Here is a 19,509-nt window from a genome sequence, read left to right as displayed (position 1 = left end):
TGCGCCGTCGCGGCTACTCGGCTGCCGCGACGATCCTCTCTTCCGCGCCTCGAAGAACTTTGTCCTCGCGCAGCGCCGCGATCTCCTGCGGGCTCAGTCCCAAGAGGCTCTGCAACAACCTTGGCCCATCCTCGCCGAGCGCAGGCACCTTGTTCCGGACATTGGCCGCGCTCTGCGCGAACCGGAATGCGGGGTTTGGAATGAGCAGCGGCCCGGCGCCGTCATCGATCTCCTCAAAGACGCCGCGCTCCTGGATAGGCGGCAGCGCCATTGTCTCACGGATGGTCCGGTATTGAGAACACGGCACGCCGGCTTCGGTGAGGGTCGCCTCGCATTCCGCTGAAGTTCGCGATGCCGCCCAGCCGTCGAGCAGGTTCATCAATTCGGACCAGTGATGCTCGCGGGCGCTGCTGGTTGCGAAGCGCGCATCGCTGATCCATTCCGGATGGCCGACGCCGCGCGCCAAGGCCTCGAAGTTGTTCTGGCTCACGGGGGCGACGAGCAGGAAGCCATCGCTCGCCTGCGTGGGTCGATAGACCGGCCGGCGGCGCTCGGCCGGGAATTGCGCTTCCTGGCACTCGTACACCAGCATGCCGACCATGGCGTCGAGCAGCGATACGTCGATATAGTCGCCCTGCCCGGTCTTGAGCGTCCGAAACAGTGCGGCTTGAATGGCTCCGAATGCCGTCGAGCCACCGAGAACATCGGCGATGAAGATTCCGTTCTTCAGCGGACGCTCGACATTCCCCTCCTGATAATCGAGGTTCGCCATGTCGTAGCCCGAGGTTGCGTGCAGCACCGGCGCATACGCGCTCCGTCCGGACCACGAGCCCTCCTGGCCGAACCCAGAGATCGAACAGTACACGAGCCTGGGATTGATCTTCGCAAGGGTTTCGTAGTCCAGCGCGAGCCGCTGCATGACGCCGGGACGGTAGTTCTCCACGAGCACATCGCACCGGGGCACCAGATCGTAGATCAGCTTGCGGGCCGCGGGCTGCTTGAGATCCAGGGCGATGCTGCTCTTACCGGCATTGAGCTGGGCGAAATAGGCGCTTCGCCCGTCCCGCAGCGGCGGACGCAACCGGATGTGATCGCCCTCCGGGGGCTCTACCTTGATTACTTCTGCGCCCATGTCCGCCATCAACCGCGTGCAATAAGGGCCGGACATCATCGCGGTGAAGTCGAGGACGCGGATTCCGTCGAGGATTCCTGGCCGGGCCGGTCCGATTGCCATATCGACGCTCATTTCAGATTGGTTTCTGATACGGCAAGCGCCGCCAGCCGGCTACCACCGATCGTATCGAGATAAGCGCTGGACGAGGCGCTCCGCACGTAGCGATCGAGATAGGCGCTGAATGTCTCGGCACTGGCGCTGCTCTTCACATAGTCCTTCAGATGCGCTTCATCGGAGCGATAGAGCGAAGGTGAAGCGGTCGGATGCGCGCCGAATGGCGCCTCGACGACCGCGTCGACCATGGCGCTCGGCAGCTTGGTCAGATGATTGCTGCGCCTGATCGTGTCGGTCGACACGATGCGATCGACCGAGACGATGACCCGCCGGGACGCCTGGGCGATCATCGCGTCGAAGAACGGCGGCCCGAGATGCTGAACGTTGCCATGCTCGTCTGCCTGCTGCGCGTGCAGCAGGCAGACATCCGGCTTGACGGCCGCGACGGCGAGCATCCTGCGCTCGCCAGGTTTGGACGGGAGCGGCCAATAATGTTCGGGCGCAAATTTCGGCAGATCGGTGCCGAGGTCCGGCACGGGCATGTAGGGCAGATCGCAGATTCCCGCCCGCAATCCCCCCGCAATAGCAGGCCCGTCCAGATCGTAAACCTTGAGCGTCCCGTTCTCGGACTGGCGACGGAAATGCGGCGCCAGGCCGAACTGCTCAAAGCTGATGAAGACGCAGACGGTGGAGGCAACACATCCCGCACCGATCAGCATGTCCGGCGCGATCGAGCCGGGCGCAGGGATCAAATGCAGGTCGCGAGAACCTTTGCGGATCAACGCGCGCACGAGCGCCATCGGCTGCGAATTGAATATCCAACCGCCAAGGGCAACTTTGGCTCCGTCCGGGATCTCGGCTACGGCCTCATCGACGGAAACGATCTTGCTCTTTGTCATGGGACTTCGGCTTGCCTGTCAGTCTGATGGGAGGAGATCCGCTGCACGGTCAGGGAAACTTGCGCCGGAGATCGCCGCGCCGATCGACATGCTCGCGCAGCAGCGCGAGCTCCTGATCGGTGGGCATGGTCGTCACGGGGGGCATGCCCTCGACGACGATGTCGAAGGCCGTGGAGTCGCGGATCTGCTCGAGCGTCACGCCGGGGCTGATCGACCTCACGCGCATGGCCTTGCTGTCCGGCACGAAATCGAAAACTCCAAGCGGGGACAGCACCAGTCTGGGGCCGCCAGGCGGCAGTCCCATGCGCTCGCGGGAATCACCGCCTTCCATGTGACCGGCTCCGCACAGGAAATCGACCCGCGGCACGAACGCGCTGCGGTCGTGACGCGTCAGGCACACATAGAACCGCTTGGCGAGACCGCAAAGCGCACTGATGCCGACGGTTCCCGGCCCGCGTACGCGCGGCTTACGCTGATCACCGACCACCACCGTATTGATGTTGCCGAAGCGGTCGACCTGCAGTGCCGACAGGATGGCGAAATCGAAGAAGTGGATCTTCCAGTCGATGAAGTCGATCATGACCGGCAGATCCATCCAGGACTCCGCCGACTCGAGGTTCTCGTAGTCGGCCGTCGACAGCAGATGATCGCGCGTCGGATTGACCATTCCGCCCGGACCGGAGATCCACCACAAGCGCGGCGCCTGCAGGCGGCGCGCGAGATTGCAGGCGGCAAGCTGAATGTCGGAATTGGTTCCGATGATGACCTTCTCGCCATCGGCGATATCCCGCGCCAGCAACACCGCCAGCGTCTCTCCGAGGGACGGATTTGCAGTCATTTGCCCGCGACCTATTGGTTGAACCATTGGCAATTTAGCGAGGGTCGGATGCCGTGTCAACGGACCCACGGCCGGCGGTGATGAGCCCCGCGGATCGGATTGGCATTCGGACGTGAGTCGTGGTCGGCCGGCCGCGGGTGTCCGCTCTCCATCGGGAGCGGCCACCTGCAGGCTGCTTAAAAGACGATGGGGCGAGTTGGCGCGATGAGTGGATTAGCGCTGGGCGGCCGGGGGAGACCGGCGGGAGCGTGGAGCGGCTTTGGTCGCCGACACACCTTCGGCCGCCTGAATGCGCGACATATAGCTTCGCTGCAGCCGCTTCAGGCAGGATTCCATCTCGGCCACGGCAGCTTCGGCGTCGCCTGCAGCAAAATGTTCCATGAAGCGGCGCCGCGACGGCAACACGAAGCTGTTGTCATACTCGCCGATCCGCTGCACGAAATGAGTGAGCACATCGAGCACCCCGTTCATGACGATGACCATGATCGGATTGTCCGTGAGACGCGCGAGCATTCTGTGGAATTCGATGTGCCTCTCCGCGCGGCCTGCGAAGTCGCCCCGGCGGCGCGCTTCCTGCGCTTCATCGATATTACGGTTCAGCATCTCGATGTCTGCGGCCGTTGCGCGCCGGCACGCTTCTCGGACAACGACCGATTCGAGCCAGATGCGGGCCTCGGTCAACTGTGCGGGCTGGATGGTACCGACGTGGTACATGTCCATCAACCCGGTCGCGATGGCTTCGCCGCTGTGCTGGCTGATGAAAGCGCCCCCGCGGGCGCCCTTCTGCAGGCGGATGAGACCGGCATGCTCGAGCGAGCGCAAGGCCTCACGAAGGGTATTGCGAGAGACGCCAAATTGCTCCGACAGCGCACGCTCGGAAGGCAGACGGTTGCCGACCGTAAGTCTGCCGGAGGAAAGCTCCGTTCGGATCTGAGCGGCAATCTCATCGAACGCGCGGGACGATTTAATTCGTTGGAACTGCGCAATCGGCGCAGCCTCTGCGTTGGACTTGGCCGGCAATTGTGAAGCGCTCATATCCACCCGATGGTTCGAAGCTGCAAGGAAATATAGGCGAAGCTGACGATTCTCGCCATAGCGCGTTGGCGTTGACCCCGACTTCTCACAAATGTAGAATGGTAGGACCAAAAGGGGAGTGGCCACCAGAATGCTGCGGGAGTTGCCGTCGGACGAGGATCGCCGGATCCTGCAAGAAGCCGTCCGGGGATTCTTCGAGGACCTGTGGGACAAGGCTGCTCAGGTGCCCCCAAGGCTCTGGAAGCAACTGGCCGCTCAGGGCTTGACCCAGATTGCGGCCTCTCCCGCCGAAGGCGGCTTGCGCGAGATCGTGCTGGTCCAGGAAGAGGCCGGCCGCGCCAGCTGCCGTGCACCGCTCGCGGATGCAGCCTTGATCAACCTCATGCAGCTTCGAGCCCGCAGCGATGCCCATGCCTTGACTTCGCTTGTAGATGATCTCCATCGCGGTGACGCGGTGGTCGTCGTGTCTTTCGCAGGCTTCGACCATGAAGGAGCCGCAGGGTCGGCGAAAATGGAATCCGACCGCCTGATTGCGGCGTTGGGCTTCGTCGAATCCGCCGACATCGTTACGCATCTGGCCATATTCGTGCCCGGCCCGGCGCTGGCCATCATCAACACCAGTGAAGGTGTTACCCCCGAGCCGACCCCGATGATGGGAAAGGCCGGTTGGTGGCGGGTTCGGATCGATGCAGTTCCGATCGTCCTGGTGCCGTTCACGGACGCCGAGGTCCGGGACCTGCTCACAGTCGCGGCCGTTGCTGAGACCGCGCGGGCGTTCGGTGCAGCCCAGCGCGCATTCGAGCAGGCCGTTGCCTATGCCGGCGAACGTCGGCAGTTCGGGCAACCCATCGGGCGCTTCCAGGCCATTCAGCACAAGCTCGCGAACTGCCACATCGCCTTGCGCGCGGTTCAGCCCACGATCGCGAATGCCGCCGCTCAATATGACTTGGAAGCCGCGCAATGGCGCTGGTTCGCAGCCGCAGCCCTGGCGACGGCTAGCGGTTCTCTTCGCCAGGTGTCGCTCGAGACCCAGCACGCCTTCGGCGCGATTGGCTATAGCGAGGAGCATGAGGCTCCGCGGCACTTCCGACAGGTCCATGTCAGCCTGCTTCGCCATGGCGGCCAACGTCCGCCGGTCGAGCAACTCGCAAGCCATTTTCTCGACCGCGACGGGCAAGTCCGGTTTCCGGACTACGATCTGGGACCGGCCGGCAATGCCTTCCGCCGTGAGGTGCGAGCCTGGCTCGACGCCTATTGGTCGGGCGAGCGCCGTGCGCGGCACGAGCAGCTCTCCTTTCGCGAACGCGAATATGACCGCGAGTTCGCCAGGGCGCTCGGCATGACCGGCTGGATCGGACTCAATTGGCCGAAGCGGTTCGGCGGACAGGAGCGTGGCGCCTTCGAGCAGATCGCCTTCATGGAGGAGATGGAGCACGCCGAAGCCCCGCGTGCCGGCGCGCCCGTGCAGGCGGCCATGCTTCAGGTCTACGGCACGCCGGAGCAGCAGCAGCGATACCTGCCGGAAATTCTGCGGGGGGACGCCATCTACGGCATGGGCTACAGCGAACCACAGGCCGGCTCCGACCTGGCGTCGCTGAAGACGCGTGCGGTCCGTGACGGCGAGCACTATGTGATCAACGGACAGAAGATCTGGACCACGACGTATTGGGGCGAGTACATGCTGCTCGCGACCCGGACCGATCCGAACGCGACCCCGCCTCATGCGGGGATCACGATGTTCATCGTTCCCATGACGACGCCCGGCATCACGATCCGCCCGTCAGAGACGATGTATGGCGGCACCTTCGCCAATATCTTCTATGACGACGTGCGGGTACCTGCCGAAAATCGGATCGGTGCCGAGGGCGAAGGCTGGAAGGTCCTGACCGGGGCACTGGCGACCGAACGCGGCTTCATCGGCGGCGGCATCGTCTTGAAGGCCGCCCACATCTTCGAACTGCTGTGCGAGCATCTCCGGACCGCTGAGCACCGGGGCAGCCCGATGCGGCACGATCCGCTCGTGCGCGCCAGGATCGGCGCGCTCGCGGCCGAGATCGAAGCCGGGCGGCGCATGATGGTCTATTGTGCCGAGCAGGTGGACAAGGGCGAGACGCCGCCGGACGAGGCTGCCGTCAGCAAGGTCTATTCCGGCGAGCTGATGGAGCGTTTCGGCGAGACCGCGCTGGACCTGCTGGGGCCGGAGGCGCTGCTCAGCGAACACAGCCCGGGCGCGGTCTTGCGCGGGCGCATTGAACAGATGCTCCGGCACTCGCTGATGTGGGTCATCAGCATCGGCACCAATGAAATCCAGCGCAGCCTGATTGCCCAACGCGGGCTCGGACTGCCGCGATAGCTGTTCGCCCCGGAGGTGACATGTGACCACGACAGGCCGTCCCCAGCTTCCGCCGCCGCGCCTGAGAGTGCCGGGCGCGCCCTCGCCGCTTCAGGGGTTGCGTGTCATCGACTTCTCGCACTTCATCGCGGGACCCATGTGCACGCTCTTCCTTGCGGACATGGGCGCCGACGTAATCAAGATCGAGAACGCGGCGAATGGGGACGATTTTCGCCGTTTCCAACCTCACCTCGGCGGTGAAGGCGTGCCGTTCCTCTGGGTCAATCGTAACAAGAAAGGCGTCGCGCTCGATCTTACGAACGAAGCTGCGCAAAAAATCGCAACCGAACTCGTCGCGTCGGCCGACATCCTGGTGGAGAATTTCTCGCGCGGGGTGATGGAGCGGTTCGGCCTCGGCTACGATGCGATGCATAAACTCAACCCTCGCCTGATCTATTGCAGCGTCTCGGCCTATGGCCGCGACGGCGCAATGGCTGATCGTCTGGGCTTCGATCCGGTGATCCAGGCCGAGACCGGCTTCATGTCGATGAACGGTTTTTCGGACCAGCCAGGTGTCCGCACCGGCCCCGCGATCATGGACATCTCCACTGGCATGACGGCCGCGATTGCCGTGCTCGGCGCCTTGACCGCACGCCAGAACACTGGGCTGGGGCAGCGTGTCGAGACAGCGTTGTTCGATACCGCTGCGCTGATGCTGGGCTTTCACGCGATGAACTATCTTGCGACGGGTCGCAATCCGACTCGCGCCGGCAACCGCAGCGCCGATAGCACGCCGACGGGCACCTTCCAGACGGCAGACGGCCCGCTCTATGTCACCTGCGCGAATGATCGAACCTTTCGTCGCCTTGTCACGAACGTGCTGGAGCGGCCCGACCTGGCCGAGGATCCTCGCTTCGTAAGCAACCGCGACCGGATGGCGCATCGCGACGAGTTGACCGCCATCATCGAAGGGATTCTTGCCGGCCACTCCAGCGAACGGTGGGCCGCCAAGATGCAGGCCGCGGGCGTGCCGGCCGGCGTCGTCAGAACGATCGAAGACGCTTTCAGCTCTTTCGAAATGGCCGAGCGTGCGCTCGCGTCGTCCATTCCGCATCCGACAGCAGGCGACATACCGAACATCGGATCCCCATTGCGTTTCAGCGAAACGCCTGTTCTCGACCCGATCGCCGCCCCGACTCTCGGGCAGCATACGACCGAGGTGCTGGAGCACGTTCTCGGTTATGGGCCCGAACGCATTGCTGAACTGAGAACGGCGGGCGCATTCGGATCGTCAGGCTGACCCGCTCTCGCCGACGCGCGATGCGTCCGCTCACAGCCGGCCGAAACGTCAGTATCCGAGAAAGGGATTGCGGCCGCAGCGTGCTGCGCCCCCCCGCGCGACGGAAAAATAGCGGTCAGATGCGCCGGCCCGTGTCCTTCCAGAAGGGTTCCTTGAGCCGGCGCTTGAAAATCTTCCCGCTTTCCTCGCGAGGAAGAGCTCCATGGAAATCGATCCGGCGCGGCACCTTGTATTTGGCGATACGTTCGGACAGATAGTCGCGAACCTGCTCGGTCGTGAGTTCGCTGCCCGGTTCAGGCTCGATTGCGGCAGCCAGCGACTCGCCGAACTCATCGTCGGGAATGCCGAACACAGCACAATCGCGCACTCCAGGACATTGAATCAGAGCCGATTCGATCTCCGCCGGATAGATATTGACGCCCGCCGAAATCACCATGTCCGACCGCCGATCGCACAGATACAGCCGGCCGTTCTTGAGATAACCGACGTCGCCGACACTGATCAGGCCGTCGCGCTCGACCGATTTTCGCTTGGCCTCGTCGTTGAGGTAGACGAAATCCGCCAGCGAGTCCTGACGAACGTAGATCTCGCCCACCTCGCCCGGCGCGACCGGCTTACCGTTTTCTCCGTACAGCGCAATCCGGGCGCCCGGCGTGAGCCGCCCGACGCTGCCGGGATGAGCCAGCCAATCGTCCGGCGTGCTCAGCATCACCGCTCCGACCTCCGTTCCGCCATAGGTCTCGTAGATGACCGGCCCCCACCAGTCCATCAGGGCCTGCTTGATCTCCGGCGCACAGGGCGCGCCCGTGTGGATCACCCATCGCAGAGAGCTCACATCGTATCGGCGGCGGGTCTGTTCCGGCAGACGCATCAGGCGGACGAACATGGTGGGAACCATCACCGCATGCGTGATCCTTTCCCGCTCGATCAGCGCCAACGTTTCTTCCGGCTCGAATTTGGATTGGAACGCGATGATCTCGGCCTGTGCGATGGCCTGACGCAAACAGGCGTTCGGTGACGCATGGTAGAGTGGACCCCCGATCAACACGCGCACGCCGGGCGCGATGCCGTAGACGGCGCGCATCAGCTCTCCATACGCCTTGGCCTGCTCAACCGTCGCAGGCTCGCGCTTCACGCCTTTCGGGTTCCCCGTCGTACCGGACGTGTAGATCAGCGTCGCGCGGCTGCGCGGCGGGGCACCGCTCCAGGGCTGGAAATCCGCCAGCCAAGCCGGCCAGCAGCGGTCCGATCCCACCGGCTCCTCGGCACCTGGTTGAACGCCGAATTGCCGAACGAGCTCGGGCGGCGTCGGTACGCTCAGCACCAGAATGCCGCGCAAGGCCTCCCCGAGTTCGCTGCGCACCGCCGCGAGCAGATCGGCATGAGCCACCAGGACCTTGGGCTTCGCATCCCCAAGGATATAACCGACCTCCTGCGCCCGGCCGTGCCAATTGATCGGCACGCAATAGGCGCCGATCAACGCAGCGGCGTGGGTCGCCTCGACAAAAGCGAAGTCGTTGCGCAGCAGGACCGCAACAGTGTCGCCCTCGGAGACTCCGCAAGCATGCAGCCCGCTGGCCGCACGTGCGGCATTGCTCAGCACCTCTTCGCGCGCGCGAGCCGTTCCATCGAGAAAAATCAGTGGCGATGTCATCATCCCTCTAACAATGTTCTGTCCGGGGCGTGGGAGCACGTTTGGTGAAGCGCTCGACTTCTCGCGGCCGCCTGCCCGTCGTTCTGGAAACCGATCGGCTACTGCGTTGCCAGTTTGCAGTCCGGATTGGGCGCCTCCGGCATCAACTCTTCGGCTTTCATGCGCCGGACGATCTTGAAATAGTCCCACGGGGCCTTTGATTCCTCCGGCGATTTGACCTGGACCAGCAGCATGTCGCGCATCACGCGGCCATCTGCCCGGATCCTGGCCGAAGGGGTCGTGAGGTCCGAGATCGGCAGCTCGTGCATCTTCTTTGCGACCTCCGGTCCGGATGTCGAGCCCGCAGCCTTGACGGCCTTCAGGTAGTGCGTGACCGAGCTATAGACTCCGGCCTGAAGGGCGGACGGCGGTCGTCCCATTTTCTCACTGAACCGCTTCGCAAAGCTGCGGGTGTTGTCGTCCGTATCCCAGTAAAATGCTGTCGTCGTATAGATGCCTTTCATGCGGTCCAAGCCGAGGCTGTGCACGTCGGAGTCGAACAACATCAGGCTCGCTATGCGCATTCCCTTCTGCAGCAGGCCGAATTCAACAGCGTTCTCGATGAGAAGGACGCCGTCGTGGCCGGCAAAGGACGAGGCAATCGCGTCCGGTCGCGCTTCCTGCGCCGCCAGAAGGAGCGAGGCATAATCCGACGTACCTATCGCCGCGCGCCGCGTGCCGACCAGTTGTCCCCCGGTCTCCTTCACGACGTCGGCGACGGCCCGCTCCATCTGGTGTCCAAAGGAATAGTCGGGCCCGACTACGAACCACTTCTTCACGCCGGACTCGGCTGCGCTCAGAACGGTGGCGCGCGGCAAAACGCTGGTATCGAATGTCCACACAAAGCCTGTCGGCGAGCACGATTTGCCATAGAGATCGAGGGTCCCGGCTCCCGAGATCAGGGCGATCTTTCCCTTCGCATGCGCGAGATTCTGGATTCCGAGAGCGATGGTGGACACGGGAACGTCGGCAATCGCGTCAACATGGTCCTCGTCGAACCACCGTCGGGCGATGGTCAGACCAACGTCCGGCTTCAGTTGGTGGTCGGCCGAGACGATCTCGATCGGTCGACCAAGGACCACGCCGCCGGCGTCGCTGACCGCCAGCTCCGCGGCAATGACCGAGCCGCGACCGACCGTATCGGCGATGACGCCCGACATGTCGGTCAAGACACCGATCTTCAGCGGCTCGCCATACGCCAAACCGCTACACAGGAACAAGCCCAGTCCCGCGGCGACGACTCGTCTTGCCATGACCACTGCCCTCCCCCTTTATTGGTTGGACCATTGATACCTTGTGGCTGTGATGGCCGCAAGCCCTGTTCGGCCCAACGAGCCCTTTGCCGGCCTCCGCCGGCGAGAAGGGAAGAGAGACTCGCTCGCAATCGGCCTATTCCCGGCCTTTGGGCTGGCCGCACCCACAATCGATACGACGCGAGGTTCTCCGCTCCCGGCCTGCCCTCGTCAGGCGCAGAATCGGCCGTCACCGTCGGCCATCTGCACCAGCATGCGCGGCGGATGAAAGCGGTCGCCGTATTTCGTAGCGAGTTCGGAGGCGCGTAGAGCGAACGGCTTCGGGCCAATCATGTCGATGTATTGAAGAGGTCCGCCGGTCCACCGTGGATAACCGATGCCTAGCACCGCACCGATGTTTGCGTCCCGGGAAGATTCGATGATTTTTTCCTCGAGGCAGCGCACGGCTTCGATGGCTTGGATAAAGAGAAAACGGTCGGACAACTCCTCGAGAGGAATTTGTGCCGAACTCGGCGGAAAGTGCTCACGCAAGCCGGGCCAGATGCGTTTCTTGCCACCGGCGGGATATTCATAGAAGCCGCGGCCTCCGGCTCGACCGGGCCGCTTCAACCCGTTGACCATTCTGTCGACAACGGCCCAATGAGGATGGGCAGGCGCCGACTTACCCGCGGCCTGGAGGTCAGCGATGGTCTGGAGGCGAACACTCCAAGCCAGCGCAAGAGAGGTTTCATCCATGACGGCGAGAGGGCCGGCGGGCATTCCGGCCCAGATCGCCGCGTTTTCGATTGCTGCAGGATCCACGCCCTCGGCCAGCATCGCGCCTGCTTCGCGCGTGAAGGTTCCGAACACGCGGCTCGTGAAGAAGCCGCGGCTGTCGTTCACCACGATCGGCGTCTTGTTGATCTGCCGTACGAAGTCGTAGGCCCGGGCCAAAGTCTCCGCCGAGGTCGTCGCTCCCTTGATGATCTCGACGAGCGGCATCCGATCTACGGGAGAGAAGAAATGCAATCCGACGTAGTTCGCCGGACTGGCCGAGGCTTGCGCGAGCCCCGTGATCGGAAGCGTCGACGTGTTGGACGCAAAAATACCCCCGTGCGCCAAATATGGCTCGGCCTCCTGAGTGACGCTTCGCTTGAGGTCACGATCTTCGAACACCGCTTCGATGATCAATTCTGATCCTGCAAGATCGCTCGGGCTCCCGGTCGGCTTGATCAAGGCAAGGGCAGCACTAATGCGATCCGCCGACAATCGGCCTTTCTCGACCTGTCTCTCAAGTCCGCTCTGGATCTGCGATTTTGCCTTTTCCGCCTGCTCCCGGCTAACGTCCTTCAACACGACGGAGATGCCCCGTTGAGCGGCGACCTGGGCGATGCCACGGCCCATCAGTCCGGCACCCAACACTCCGATTCGCGCGAAACTGGCGTCGGGAATGCCCTCCGGCCGGCTCTTCCTGGCCTTGATTTCGTTCATCTGGAAGAACAACGTCCGGATCATGTTCTTGGCAACGCCACCAACCGCGACCTTCGCGAGGTAACGGCTCTCGATCCGAGATGCCGTGTCAAAATCGACGGCAGCCCCTTCGACCGCCGCAGACATCGCGGCTTCCAGGGCCGGGTAACGCAGGCGGTGCTTCTTCATCAGCAGCGTAGGCGCGGTTCGCAGCCAAGCCAGCGGCGCCGCGGCATCGGGCGTCGATCCTGGAATGCGAAAGCCTTTGCGATCCCACGGCTGGCTGGCATCGGGATTGTCCAAGATCCAACTGCGCGCCTCCGCGAGCAACTCGTCTTCGTCCCGCGCGAGCCCATTCAGCAATTTCAGTTCAAGGGCGCGTTCCGCACCGAGGACTACGCCGTCGAGGACGAGCGGCATCGCAGCTTCGAGCCCCAGCATGCAGACCAGGCGCACGATACCTCCGGCACCCGGAATGAGCCCGAGAGTGGTCTCCGGAAGACCGAGTTGAAGGCCTCCGTCGTTGATGGCGAACCGCGCATGACAGGCGAGGCCGAGCTCGAAACCGCCGCCGAGCGCAGCACCATTGATGGCCGCGACCACGGGCTTTCCCAACTTCTCCAGCCGACGCATCGTCGCCTTGGTGGCTTCGGCACGGGCAAAGAGCGCCGCGGCGTCATTAGCAGCGAGCAGCCCCTTGAGATCTCCGCCGGCAAAGAACGTCGGCTTGTTCGAGGTGAGGATGACCCCGATGATCTTCTCGCGTTCCTGCTCGATCCGCTCCACCGCCTCACGGTAAGCGTCACGGAACGCCTGGGTCATGGTGTTCACGGCCTGACCCGGCATATCCATGGTCAGCGTGACGATGCCCTGATCATCCCTAGCATAGTCGATGGCGGTCATTCCGAATCCCCGATCAAACACGTTCAATGACAGCTGCGACGCCCATGCCGTCAGCTGCGCACAATGTGACAAGGCCGCGCTTCAGCTCGCGCCGCTCCAACTCGTCGAGCAACGTCCCAACCAGCACGCATCCGCTTGCGCCCAACGGATGCCCAAGCGCGATCGCGCCGCCGTTGACGTTGACTTTCGCCAGCGGCACCTTCGTTTCATCCAGGAAGCGCAACACTACGCTCGCGAACGCCTCGTTGACCTCGTAGAGATCAATGTCTTCGAAGCTCAACCCCGCCTTGCGGAGCGCCGCTTCCGCGACCGGTGCAGGCCCAATGAGCATGATCGTCGGTTCGACGCCGAGCGCGGCCGTCGCGATGATCCGCGCGCGTGGCCTCAGGCCGAGTTCGCTCCCCTTTTCGGCGCTGCCGATCAGCATGAGCGCAGCGCCGTCGACGATGCCCGAGGAATTTCCGGCCGTATGAACGTGCCTGATCTCCTCGACCTGAGGATATTTCGACATTGCGATGGCGTCGAAACCGCCGAACTCGCCCATCTCGGCAAAGGACGGCTTGAGCTTCGCCAGCCCCTCCATCGTCGCATCTGCCCTGATTGCGTCGTCCGCCGCGAGCAGGACGACGCCATTGATATCGCGCACCGGCACAAGAGATCCATCGAAGCGGCCTTCGGCGCGCGCTTGCGCCGCCAGTTGTTGCGAGCGCAGCGCGTAGGCATCGACATCCTCGCGCGCCCGACCATCGAGCGTGGCCAGCAAGTCCGCGCTCACACCCTGCGGAATCATCTTTAGCTCGAACGACAACCGCGGCTGATAATCACGCACACTCGGTGCTGCGCCGATGCCCATGCGCGACATCGATTCGACGCCACCGGCAACGATCAAGTCGTCCCACCCGGAACGGATCTTCTGCGCTGCCAGATTCACGGCATCGAGGCCCGAGCCGCAATAGCGGTTGAGCTGAAGGCCCGGCCCCGTCCAGGACCATCCAGCGGCGAGCGCGGCGGTCTTGGCGATCACGCCACCCTGCTCGCCATACGGCTGCACGCAGCCGATCAGAACATCGTTGATCAGCGCGGTATCGATTTCAGTCCGCCGCTCCAGCTCTTGCATCAGCCCGGCCAGGAGTTGAACCGGCCCCACTTCGTACAGCGCGCCGTCCCTCCTTCCCTTGCCTCGCGGCGTGCGGATCGCATCGAAGATAATCGCTTCACTCATTTCTGATTCCTGAAGTCGGTCTGAAAGATGATGTCGGGGCGCCCCCGCGGCAACGCACGGCACCCGACCATCCGGCACGCGATTGCGTGATCACTGCACCGGGCAGCTCTTCATACGGTACGTGATCGGCAACCGCTTCGGGCCACTGACCAGATTGGCCTCAATCCACGCGGGCTCCCCCGCCAGTTCGATCGAGTCCACCCGAGCAACAATTTCCGTGAACAGCGCTTTCATCTCCATCCGCGCAAGGTTCAGGCCAAGGCACTGGTGCACGCCGTGCCCGAAAGCGATATGGCGGTTGGGCGTCCGATCGACCCGGAACGCGAAAGGATCGACGAAAACCTCCTCGTCGCGATTACCGGATGGAAAGCACATCATGAGCGAATCGCCGGCACGGATCTGCTTGCCCCGAAGCTGATAGTCCTGAGTCGCCGTGCGGAAGAAGTGCTTCACCGGCGAGGTCCAGCGCAACATCTCTTCGACTGCGGAATTCAGCAGCTCCGGCGACTCGCGCAACCGACGGAACTCCGCCGGATGCTCGATCAACGCATGCAATCCACCGGCCATCGCCGAACTTGTCGTATCATGGCCCGCGGTCGCAATCACCAGGTAGTACGAGAGGCTCTCGAAGACTCCGGCCGGATTGCCGCCGACCGACGCATTGGCGATTATCGAGGCGAGATCGTCCTTCGGGTTCCTGCGACGGTCCTCCGCGATAGCGCCGAAGTAAGCAAAAAACTCCTGAGCCGCGACTTGGCGGCTTTGGAAGTTGTTGCTTCCTCCCGACAAATCCTTGTCCGACGAAGCGAGCAGAGCTTGCGTGAACTTGAGCATCTTGGCGTCGTCTTCGCGCGGAACGCCGAGGATCGTCATGATGATCCGCAGGGGGTACCAAAGCGCGACGTCGTTGACGAAATCGCACCGGCCACCGCGCTCGTCCATCAAAGCGACAAACTCTCCGGCAAGATTCTTAATCTCCCCCTCGATCTTGCGCAGGTTCACTGGCATGAACCACGCCTGTGTGATGCCGCGGTAAGCACGATGGTCGGGCTCGTCCATGGTGATGAGCGTCCTGACTAATTTCGCGTTCCCCGCGCGGACTCGTCTTTCTTCCTCCTCGATCGGCACGAGGCTAGTACGCGGATCGTTGATGAATTTGTCGTTCTGCCGCTCGATTTCGAGGATGTCGCTGTGCTTCGCGATGGTCCAGAACGGCCGATAGCCGGCAGGTTCTGTCCATCGCACGGGGTCGCTTCGCCGCAGTTCGGCGAAGATTTCGTCGTACTTGTGGGGCGTTCCGTACGTGGCAGGGTCTACGACCTGGTCATCGATCCGTCCGACCATCGGTCTCCTCCAGATGTTTGATTATTTTCTGACACCCTAACATCGGCACGAAAATCAAACCTGCCTCACAGCGCCAGGCACTTGACGCACGGTGCCAAGTTTATCTCGCAGGGGCCTGCCCGTCGGTGCGGGACGACGACCATTGCCTGGGCGATTGCCCGTATCGTGCCCGGAACACCCGGCTGAAATGCGCGGGGTCGACGAAGCCGACGAGGTACGACACGTCGGTGATGCTCTGAGGTTCCTCCGCGCGGTCTCGCAACAATCGCGCAGCTCGCGCGAGACGTAGCTCTTGGACCAACCCCATAGGCGTCTGATTGATCCGACGGACCAGCCGGTACAGCGAGCGGCGGGACAGGCCGACAGATCGGCCGATGCCGTCGGGGCCGAGATCGGGATTACTCAACTGAACCTCAATGGCCTGTCTCACCTGGTCGATTTTCGCAGCGTTCGGGATGAAGGCGCTCCGTTTGGCAGCGCTCGCAGGCAGACTTGCCTCCACAGCATCCATAAACAGAACTTCCATCGAAGCCTGAACGCGCAAATTCGGCCATTCGGCAGATCCCAACGCCTCGGAAATCATTGAGAGTGCAACCCGGCTCTCAGCCGACCTCTCCAGGCGGGTTCCGCCAAGCTGAGTGCGCGGCCAATGTTCGCAATATCGATGACTAACGGTCACCCCGATCGTTCGACTGCCGTCCGGAATCAGAAATGAAGTCGGCACGGAAGCGTCAAAGATGGCCCATTCGCCGGCCCGGAGTTCCGTCGCACGATCAGACTGCTTCACGAATGCGCTTCCGAATCGCTGCAGCAAAATAAAGCAGCTTCCCGTCTCGGTCGGATCGATCGAAAATCCGTACGTGTCGTTGGCGGGGCCCAGTCCAGATGCGGCGACATAGTTGTCAACCAGCAGTGCATCGCACAGTCGCTCAAGTCGTCCCCACACGGAGAACGAATGCGCCCGCCTCGTGTAGCGGCTTCCCGCGAAGTGCGGCTCGATAGCGGAGTGCCACTCGTCCGGCGACGTGAAGCGCCGGTGCATCACGGAAATCGAACGGACGGGGCCATAGGACATCGAACTCTCCAGGCCCAGATTATGAATGGTTGAACCTTTGCGTCAAGCGTGCTAGGTGGATGCCCAATCAAATGATCTGGCTGTCATCTGGATGGCCGGCAACAAGTCTGCTTGGCGGCAGGGGGGATCTGGTGGCTGCCGTGTTCCAGGGTCTGAAAGTCATTGACAGCGCCACCTTTGTCGCCGGCCCGGCGGCGGCCGTGATCCTCGCGGACTTCGGTGCGGACGTCGTCAAGATCGAGCCGGTCGGCGTCGGCGATCCGCAGCGGGTCCTCGGTCGTCTTCCTAACCTGCCAAAAGCCGACCATAACTACGCGTGGACAGTTGCCGCGCGCAGCAAGCGTACGCTGGGGTTGGACCTCAAGACCGAGACTGGTCGAACCATCCTGGGGCAGCTCGTGCGTTCCGCCGATGTTTTCATTACCAACCAGTCCCCGGCTTCACGCACTCGGCTCGGGATCAGCTATGAGCAGCTTTCGGAAATCAATCCGCGTCTCGTCTATGCGGCGCTCACCGGCTACGGGGAGACAGGCCCCGAAGCCGAAAGACCGGGCTTTGATGCCCATGCCTATTGGGCTCGATCGGGATTGGCCGACAACGTACGTCCCGACCTCGAGAGCTCTCCTGCGGCACCCACGCTGGGGATGGGCGATCAACCAACGGCGGTCACCCTCTACGCCGGGATTGTCACGGCGCTTCTTCACCGGGAGCGCACGGGCCGCGGAAGCTACGTCACGTCATCGCTGCTTGCCAACGGAGTCTGGTCGAATGCGGCATCGATCCAGGCGGTCCTGTGCGGTGGCGAGATCCAGTACCGCCTCCCCCGAAAAGCCACCCGGAACGCTTTGACGTGCTTTTATCGGTGCGCTGACGACCGCTGGTTCATGATCAGCCTGGTGCAGGAGGAACGCGACTGGCCGCGCTTCTGCGACGCAATCGACCGCTCCGCCTTGATCGAGGACTCACGCTTTTCGGCGCTCGCAACACGGCGCGCCAATGCGGCCGAGCTTGTGGCACTTCTCGACGACCTGTTTGCGAGCCGCATCTCGTCCGATTGGCAACGCATCTTTCAGGCGGCTGACCTGACCGCGGCGATCGTGGCCAAGGCCGGAGATCTGGTCGGCGACGACCAGATGTATCATGCCGGCGCGCTTGTCAGAGCCGAGTGGATGCCGGGGCGTGGCGCAATCGTGGACAGCCCGTTCCGAATAAGCGGTGTCACAAAAAGGCCCCCAAGCCCCGCACCGGAACTGGGCCAGCACAGTGGGGAAATCCTGGAGGAGCTTGGATATTCCGACGAGGAGATTGCTCGCCTGAAAGTATCTGGCGTTGTCGGCTGATTGACGGCCGAAGTCCCGGCCTACCCCTTTTTCAACACGGCCGTAACCGAGCTGAGTTATGTCGATGGGAGGATCAACCATGCCACGAAGATACCTGCCTCATTTCGCCGCCGTTGGGTTGGCGGCGAGCCTCGCGGCTTTACCGGCCAATGCAACCGAAAAGAAGTACGATCCGGGCGCGACAGACCAAGAGATCAAAATCGGAAATCTCGCTCCCTATAGCGGGCCCGCATCGGCCTACGGCATCATCGGTCGCCTCGCTGCAGCGTTTTTCCGTAAGGTCAACGATGAAGGCGGCATCAATGGGCGGAAGATCACGTTCATGAGCTACGATGACGCGTTCAGTCCTCCGAAGGCCGTGGAGCAGGCGAGAAAGCTGGTCGAGAGCGACGAGGTACTCATGATCTACCAGTCGGTCGGAACGCCCTCGAACGCGGCGATCCAGAAGTTCTTGAACGCGCGGAAGGTGCCGCAGCTCTTTGTCGCAAGCAATGCGACCCGCTGGGGCGATCCGGACCATTTTCCATGGACCATGGGCTGGCAGCCAAATTTCCAGAGCGAAGGGCGCGCCTACGCAAAATACATCCTGCAGAACTATCCGAACGCGAAGATTGCCATGCTCTGGCAGAATGACGACGGAGGGCGCGACGAGGTGAAGGGTTTGCGCGACGGGCTGGGAGAAAAAGCCTCGATGATCGTCGCCGAATCGTCATTTGAATTGTCGGAACCGACGATCGACGCTCACATCGCGCGGCTGAAAAACTCCGGCGCGGACATTTTCGTGTCCTGGACCACGCCGAAAGCAAGCGCTCAGGCCATCCGCAAGCTTGCAGAACTCGAGTGGAAGCCGGTCGTCTTCCTCGCGGGCGTCTCCACGTCCGTGGCGAGTGTGCTCCGTCCTGCCGGTCTGGAGAACGCCAAAGGGATCATCTCAAATGCCTATTTGAAGGACCCCAGCGATCCCGCCTGGAGCAACGACGCGGCCGCGAGAGATTGGAATGCGTTCATGGACAGGTATCTTCCAGATGGGGACAAGGCAGACCGCGTCACCGTCTATGGCTACGCCGTTGCGCACACGCTGCTCGAGGTCCTCAAGCGATGCGGCGACGACCTCACGCGCAACAACATCATGCGGCAGGCCGCGAACTTAAGGGACGTGGACGTTCCGATGCTCTTGCCCGGCATCAAGATCAATACATCTGCCAAAGATTATTTTCCGATCGAACAGATGCAACTCATTCGCTTCGACGGTCAGAGGTGGCAGCCTCTCGGAGAGCTGATCGACGGCGAAGTCGGAAGCGCCGGGACCAATTGAGGTGAGCTCGGTACTGTGCTTTCCCAACGCAAATGCGAGAAGCAGATCCCGTGCCTAGGCTCACGCCATCGTTGCGCGTGAGTCTGCGAGCCCTGGGAATCGGCTTCGTCGATGACCTCAAGGTGCTCGGCCTCTATCACACGAAGCGTCGGAGAGGGGGTGACCGAGTATGCCCCGGGGGCATGCAGGTCATGGGAATCGTTCGCTCGGGCGCACTCGCGGAGTACGTTGCCGTTCCAGCGGAAGCAGTACGAATCCTGCAGGATGGCACTTCCGCGGAGGC

14 protein-coding genes are annotated in these 19,509 nt (G+C 62.7%); 4 read left to right on the top strand and 10 right to left on the bottom strand.

Going from position 1 to position 19,509, the window contains the following annotated elements; translation table 11 throughout:
- Positions 1 to 13: 13 nt before the first annotated feature.
- From S58_RS10475 to S58_RS10460, 4 genes are all read right to left on the bottom strand, one after another.
- On the bottom strand, positions 14 to 1,246 hold the full coding sequence (locus S58_RS10475) for a CaiB/BaiF CoA transferase family protein (protein ID WP_015665268.1): 1,233 nt from the start codon (positions 1,244 to 1,246) through the stop codon (positions 14 to 16).
- Positions 1,243 to 2,127 (bottom strand): CoA transferase subunit A, encoded by an 885-nt coding sequence (locus S58_RS10470; protein WP_015665267.1) that lies wholly within the window; start codon positions 2,125 to 2,127, stop codon positions 1,243 to 1,245. The genes S58_RS10475 and S58_RS10470 overlap by 4 nt, the downstream gene beginning before the upstream one ends.
- 49 nt (positions 2,128 to 2,176) lie before the next feature.
- Positions 2,177 to 2,965: a CoA-transferase subunit beta gene (locus S58_RS10465; RefSeq protein ID WP_015665266.1), complete on the bottom strand. Its 789-nt coding sequence runs from the start codon at positions 2,963 to 2,965 to the stop codon at positions 2,177 to 2,179.
- A gap of 213 nt (positions 2,966 to 3,178) precedes the next feature.
- Positions 3,179 to 4,000 carry a FadR/GntR family transcriptional regulator gene (locus tag S58_RS10460; protein ID WP_042339176.1) on the bottom strand — a complete coding sequence of 274 codons (822 nt, stop codon included), beginning with the start codon at positions 3,998 to 4,000 and terminating at the stop codon, positions 3,179 to 3,181.
- Between the two features lie 130 nt (positions 4,001 to 4,130).
- Here S58_RS10460 and S58_RS10455 point away from each other — a divergent pair, with 130 nt between their 5' ends.
- Together S58_RS10455 and S58_RS10450 are read left to right on the top strand one after the other, a co-directional pair.
- Complete coding sequence (locus S58_RS10455) at positions 4,131 to 6,353, top strand: acyl-CoA dehydrogenase (protein ID WP_015665264.1); 2,223 nt, start codon at positions 4,131 to 4,133, stop codon at positions 6,351 to 6,353.
- Positions 6,354 to 6,375: 22 nt separating this feature from the next.
- Positions 6,376 to 7,632: a CaiB/BaiF CoA transferase family protein gene (locus S58_RS10450; protein WP_015665263.1), complete on the top strand. Its 1,257-nt coding sequence runs from the start codon at positions 6,376 to 6,378 to the stop codon at positions 7,630 to 7,632.
- A gap of 115 nt (positions 7,633 to 7,747) precedes the next feature.
- Here S58_RS10450 and S58_RS10445 read toward each other — a convergent pair whose 3' ends face one another.
- The 6 genes from S58_RS10445 to S58_RS10420 all read right to left on the bottom strand — a co-directional run bounded on the left by S58_RS10445 (position 7,748) and on the right by S58_RS10420 (position 16,571).
- Positions 7,748 to 9,286: an acyl-CoA synthetase gene (locus S58_RS10445; RefSeq protein WP_015665262.1), complete on the bottom strand. Its 1,539-nt coding sequence runs from the start codon at positions 9,284 to 9,286 to the stop codon at positions 7,748 to 7,750.
- Between the two features lie 98 nt (positions 9,287 to 9,384).
- Positions 9,385 to 10,578 carry an ABC transporter substrate-binding protein gene (locus S58_RS10440; RefSeq protein ID WP_042339174.1) on the bottom strand — a complete coding sequence of 398 codons (1,194 nt, stop codon included), beginning with the start codon at positions 10,576 to 10,578 and terminating at the stop codon, positions 9,385 to 9,387.
- A gap of 210 nt (positions 10,579 to 10,788) precedes the next feature.
- Positions 10,789 to 12,930, bottom strand: a complete 2,142-nt coding sequence (locus S58_RS10435) for a 3-hydroxyacyl-CoA dehydrogenase NAD-binding domain-containing protein (protein WP_015665260.1) — start codon at positions 12,928 to 12,930, stop codon at positions 10,789 to 10,791.
- A 13-nt stretch (positions 12,931 to 12,943) separates the two neighbouring features.
- Positions 12,944 to 14,152 carry an acetyl-CoA C-acetyltransferase gene (locus S58_RS10430; protein ID WP_015665259.1) on the bottom strand — a complete coding sequence of 403 codons (1,209 nt, stop codon included), beginning with the start codon at positions 14,150 to 14,152 and terminating at the stop codon, positions 12,944 to 12,946.
- Positions 14,153 to 14,242: 90 nt separating this feature from the next.
- Positions 14,243 to 15,496: a cytochrome P450 gene (locus tag S58_RS10425; protein WP_015665258.1), complete on the bottom strand. Its 1,254-nt coding sequence runs from the start codon at positions 15,494 to 15,496 to the stop codon at positions 14,243 to 14,245.
- 100 nt (positions 15,497 to 15,596) lie between these two features.
- Entirely contained in the window at positions 15,597 to 16,571 is a 975-nt protein-coding gene (locus S58_RS10420) for a helix-turn-helix domain-containing protein (protein ID WP_015665257.1), read from the bottom strand.
- A gap of 71 nt (positions 16,572 to 16,642) precedes the next feature.
- Between S58_RS10420 and S58_RS10415 the strand changes: the two genes are divergently transcribed.
- Both S58_RS10415 and S58_RS10410 read left to right on the top strand, forming a co-directional pair.
- Positions 16,643 to 17,911, top strand: coding sequence for a CaiB/BaiF CoA transferase family protein (locus S58_RS10415; protein WP_160167591.1), 1,269 nt, complete (start codon positions 16,643 to 16,645; stop codon positions 17,909 to 17,911).
- Between the two features lie 79 nt (positions 17,912 to 17,990).
- Positions 17,991 to 19,226 carry an ABC transporter substrate-binding protein gene (locus tag S58_RS10410; RefSeq protein WP_015665255.1) on the top strand — a complete coding sequence of 412 codons (1,236 nt, stop codon included), beginning with the start codon at positions 17,991 to 17,993 and terminating at the stop codon, positions 19,224 to 19,226.
- Positions 19,227 to 19,509: the final 283 nt, after the last annotated feature.

It is taken from the genome of Bradyrhizobium oligotrophicum S58 (genome assembly GCF_000344805.1).
Taxonomy (GTDB): Bacteria; Pseudomonadota; Alphaproteobacteria; order Rhizobiales; family Xanthobacteraceae; genus Bradyrhizobium; species Bradyrhizobium oligotrophicum.
Note: the sequence above shows the minus strand (reverse complement) of the source record. Positions and strands in the feature narration are given on the sequence as shown.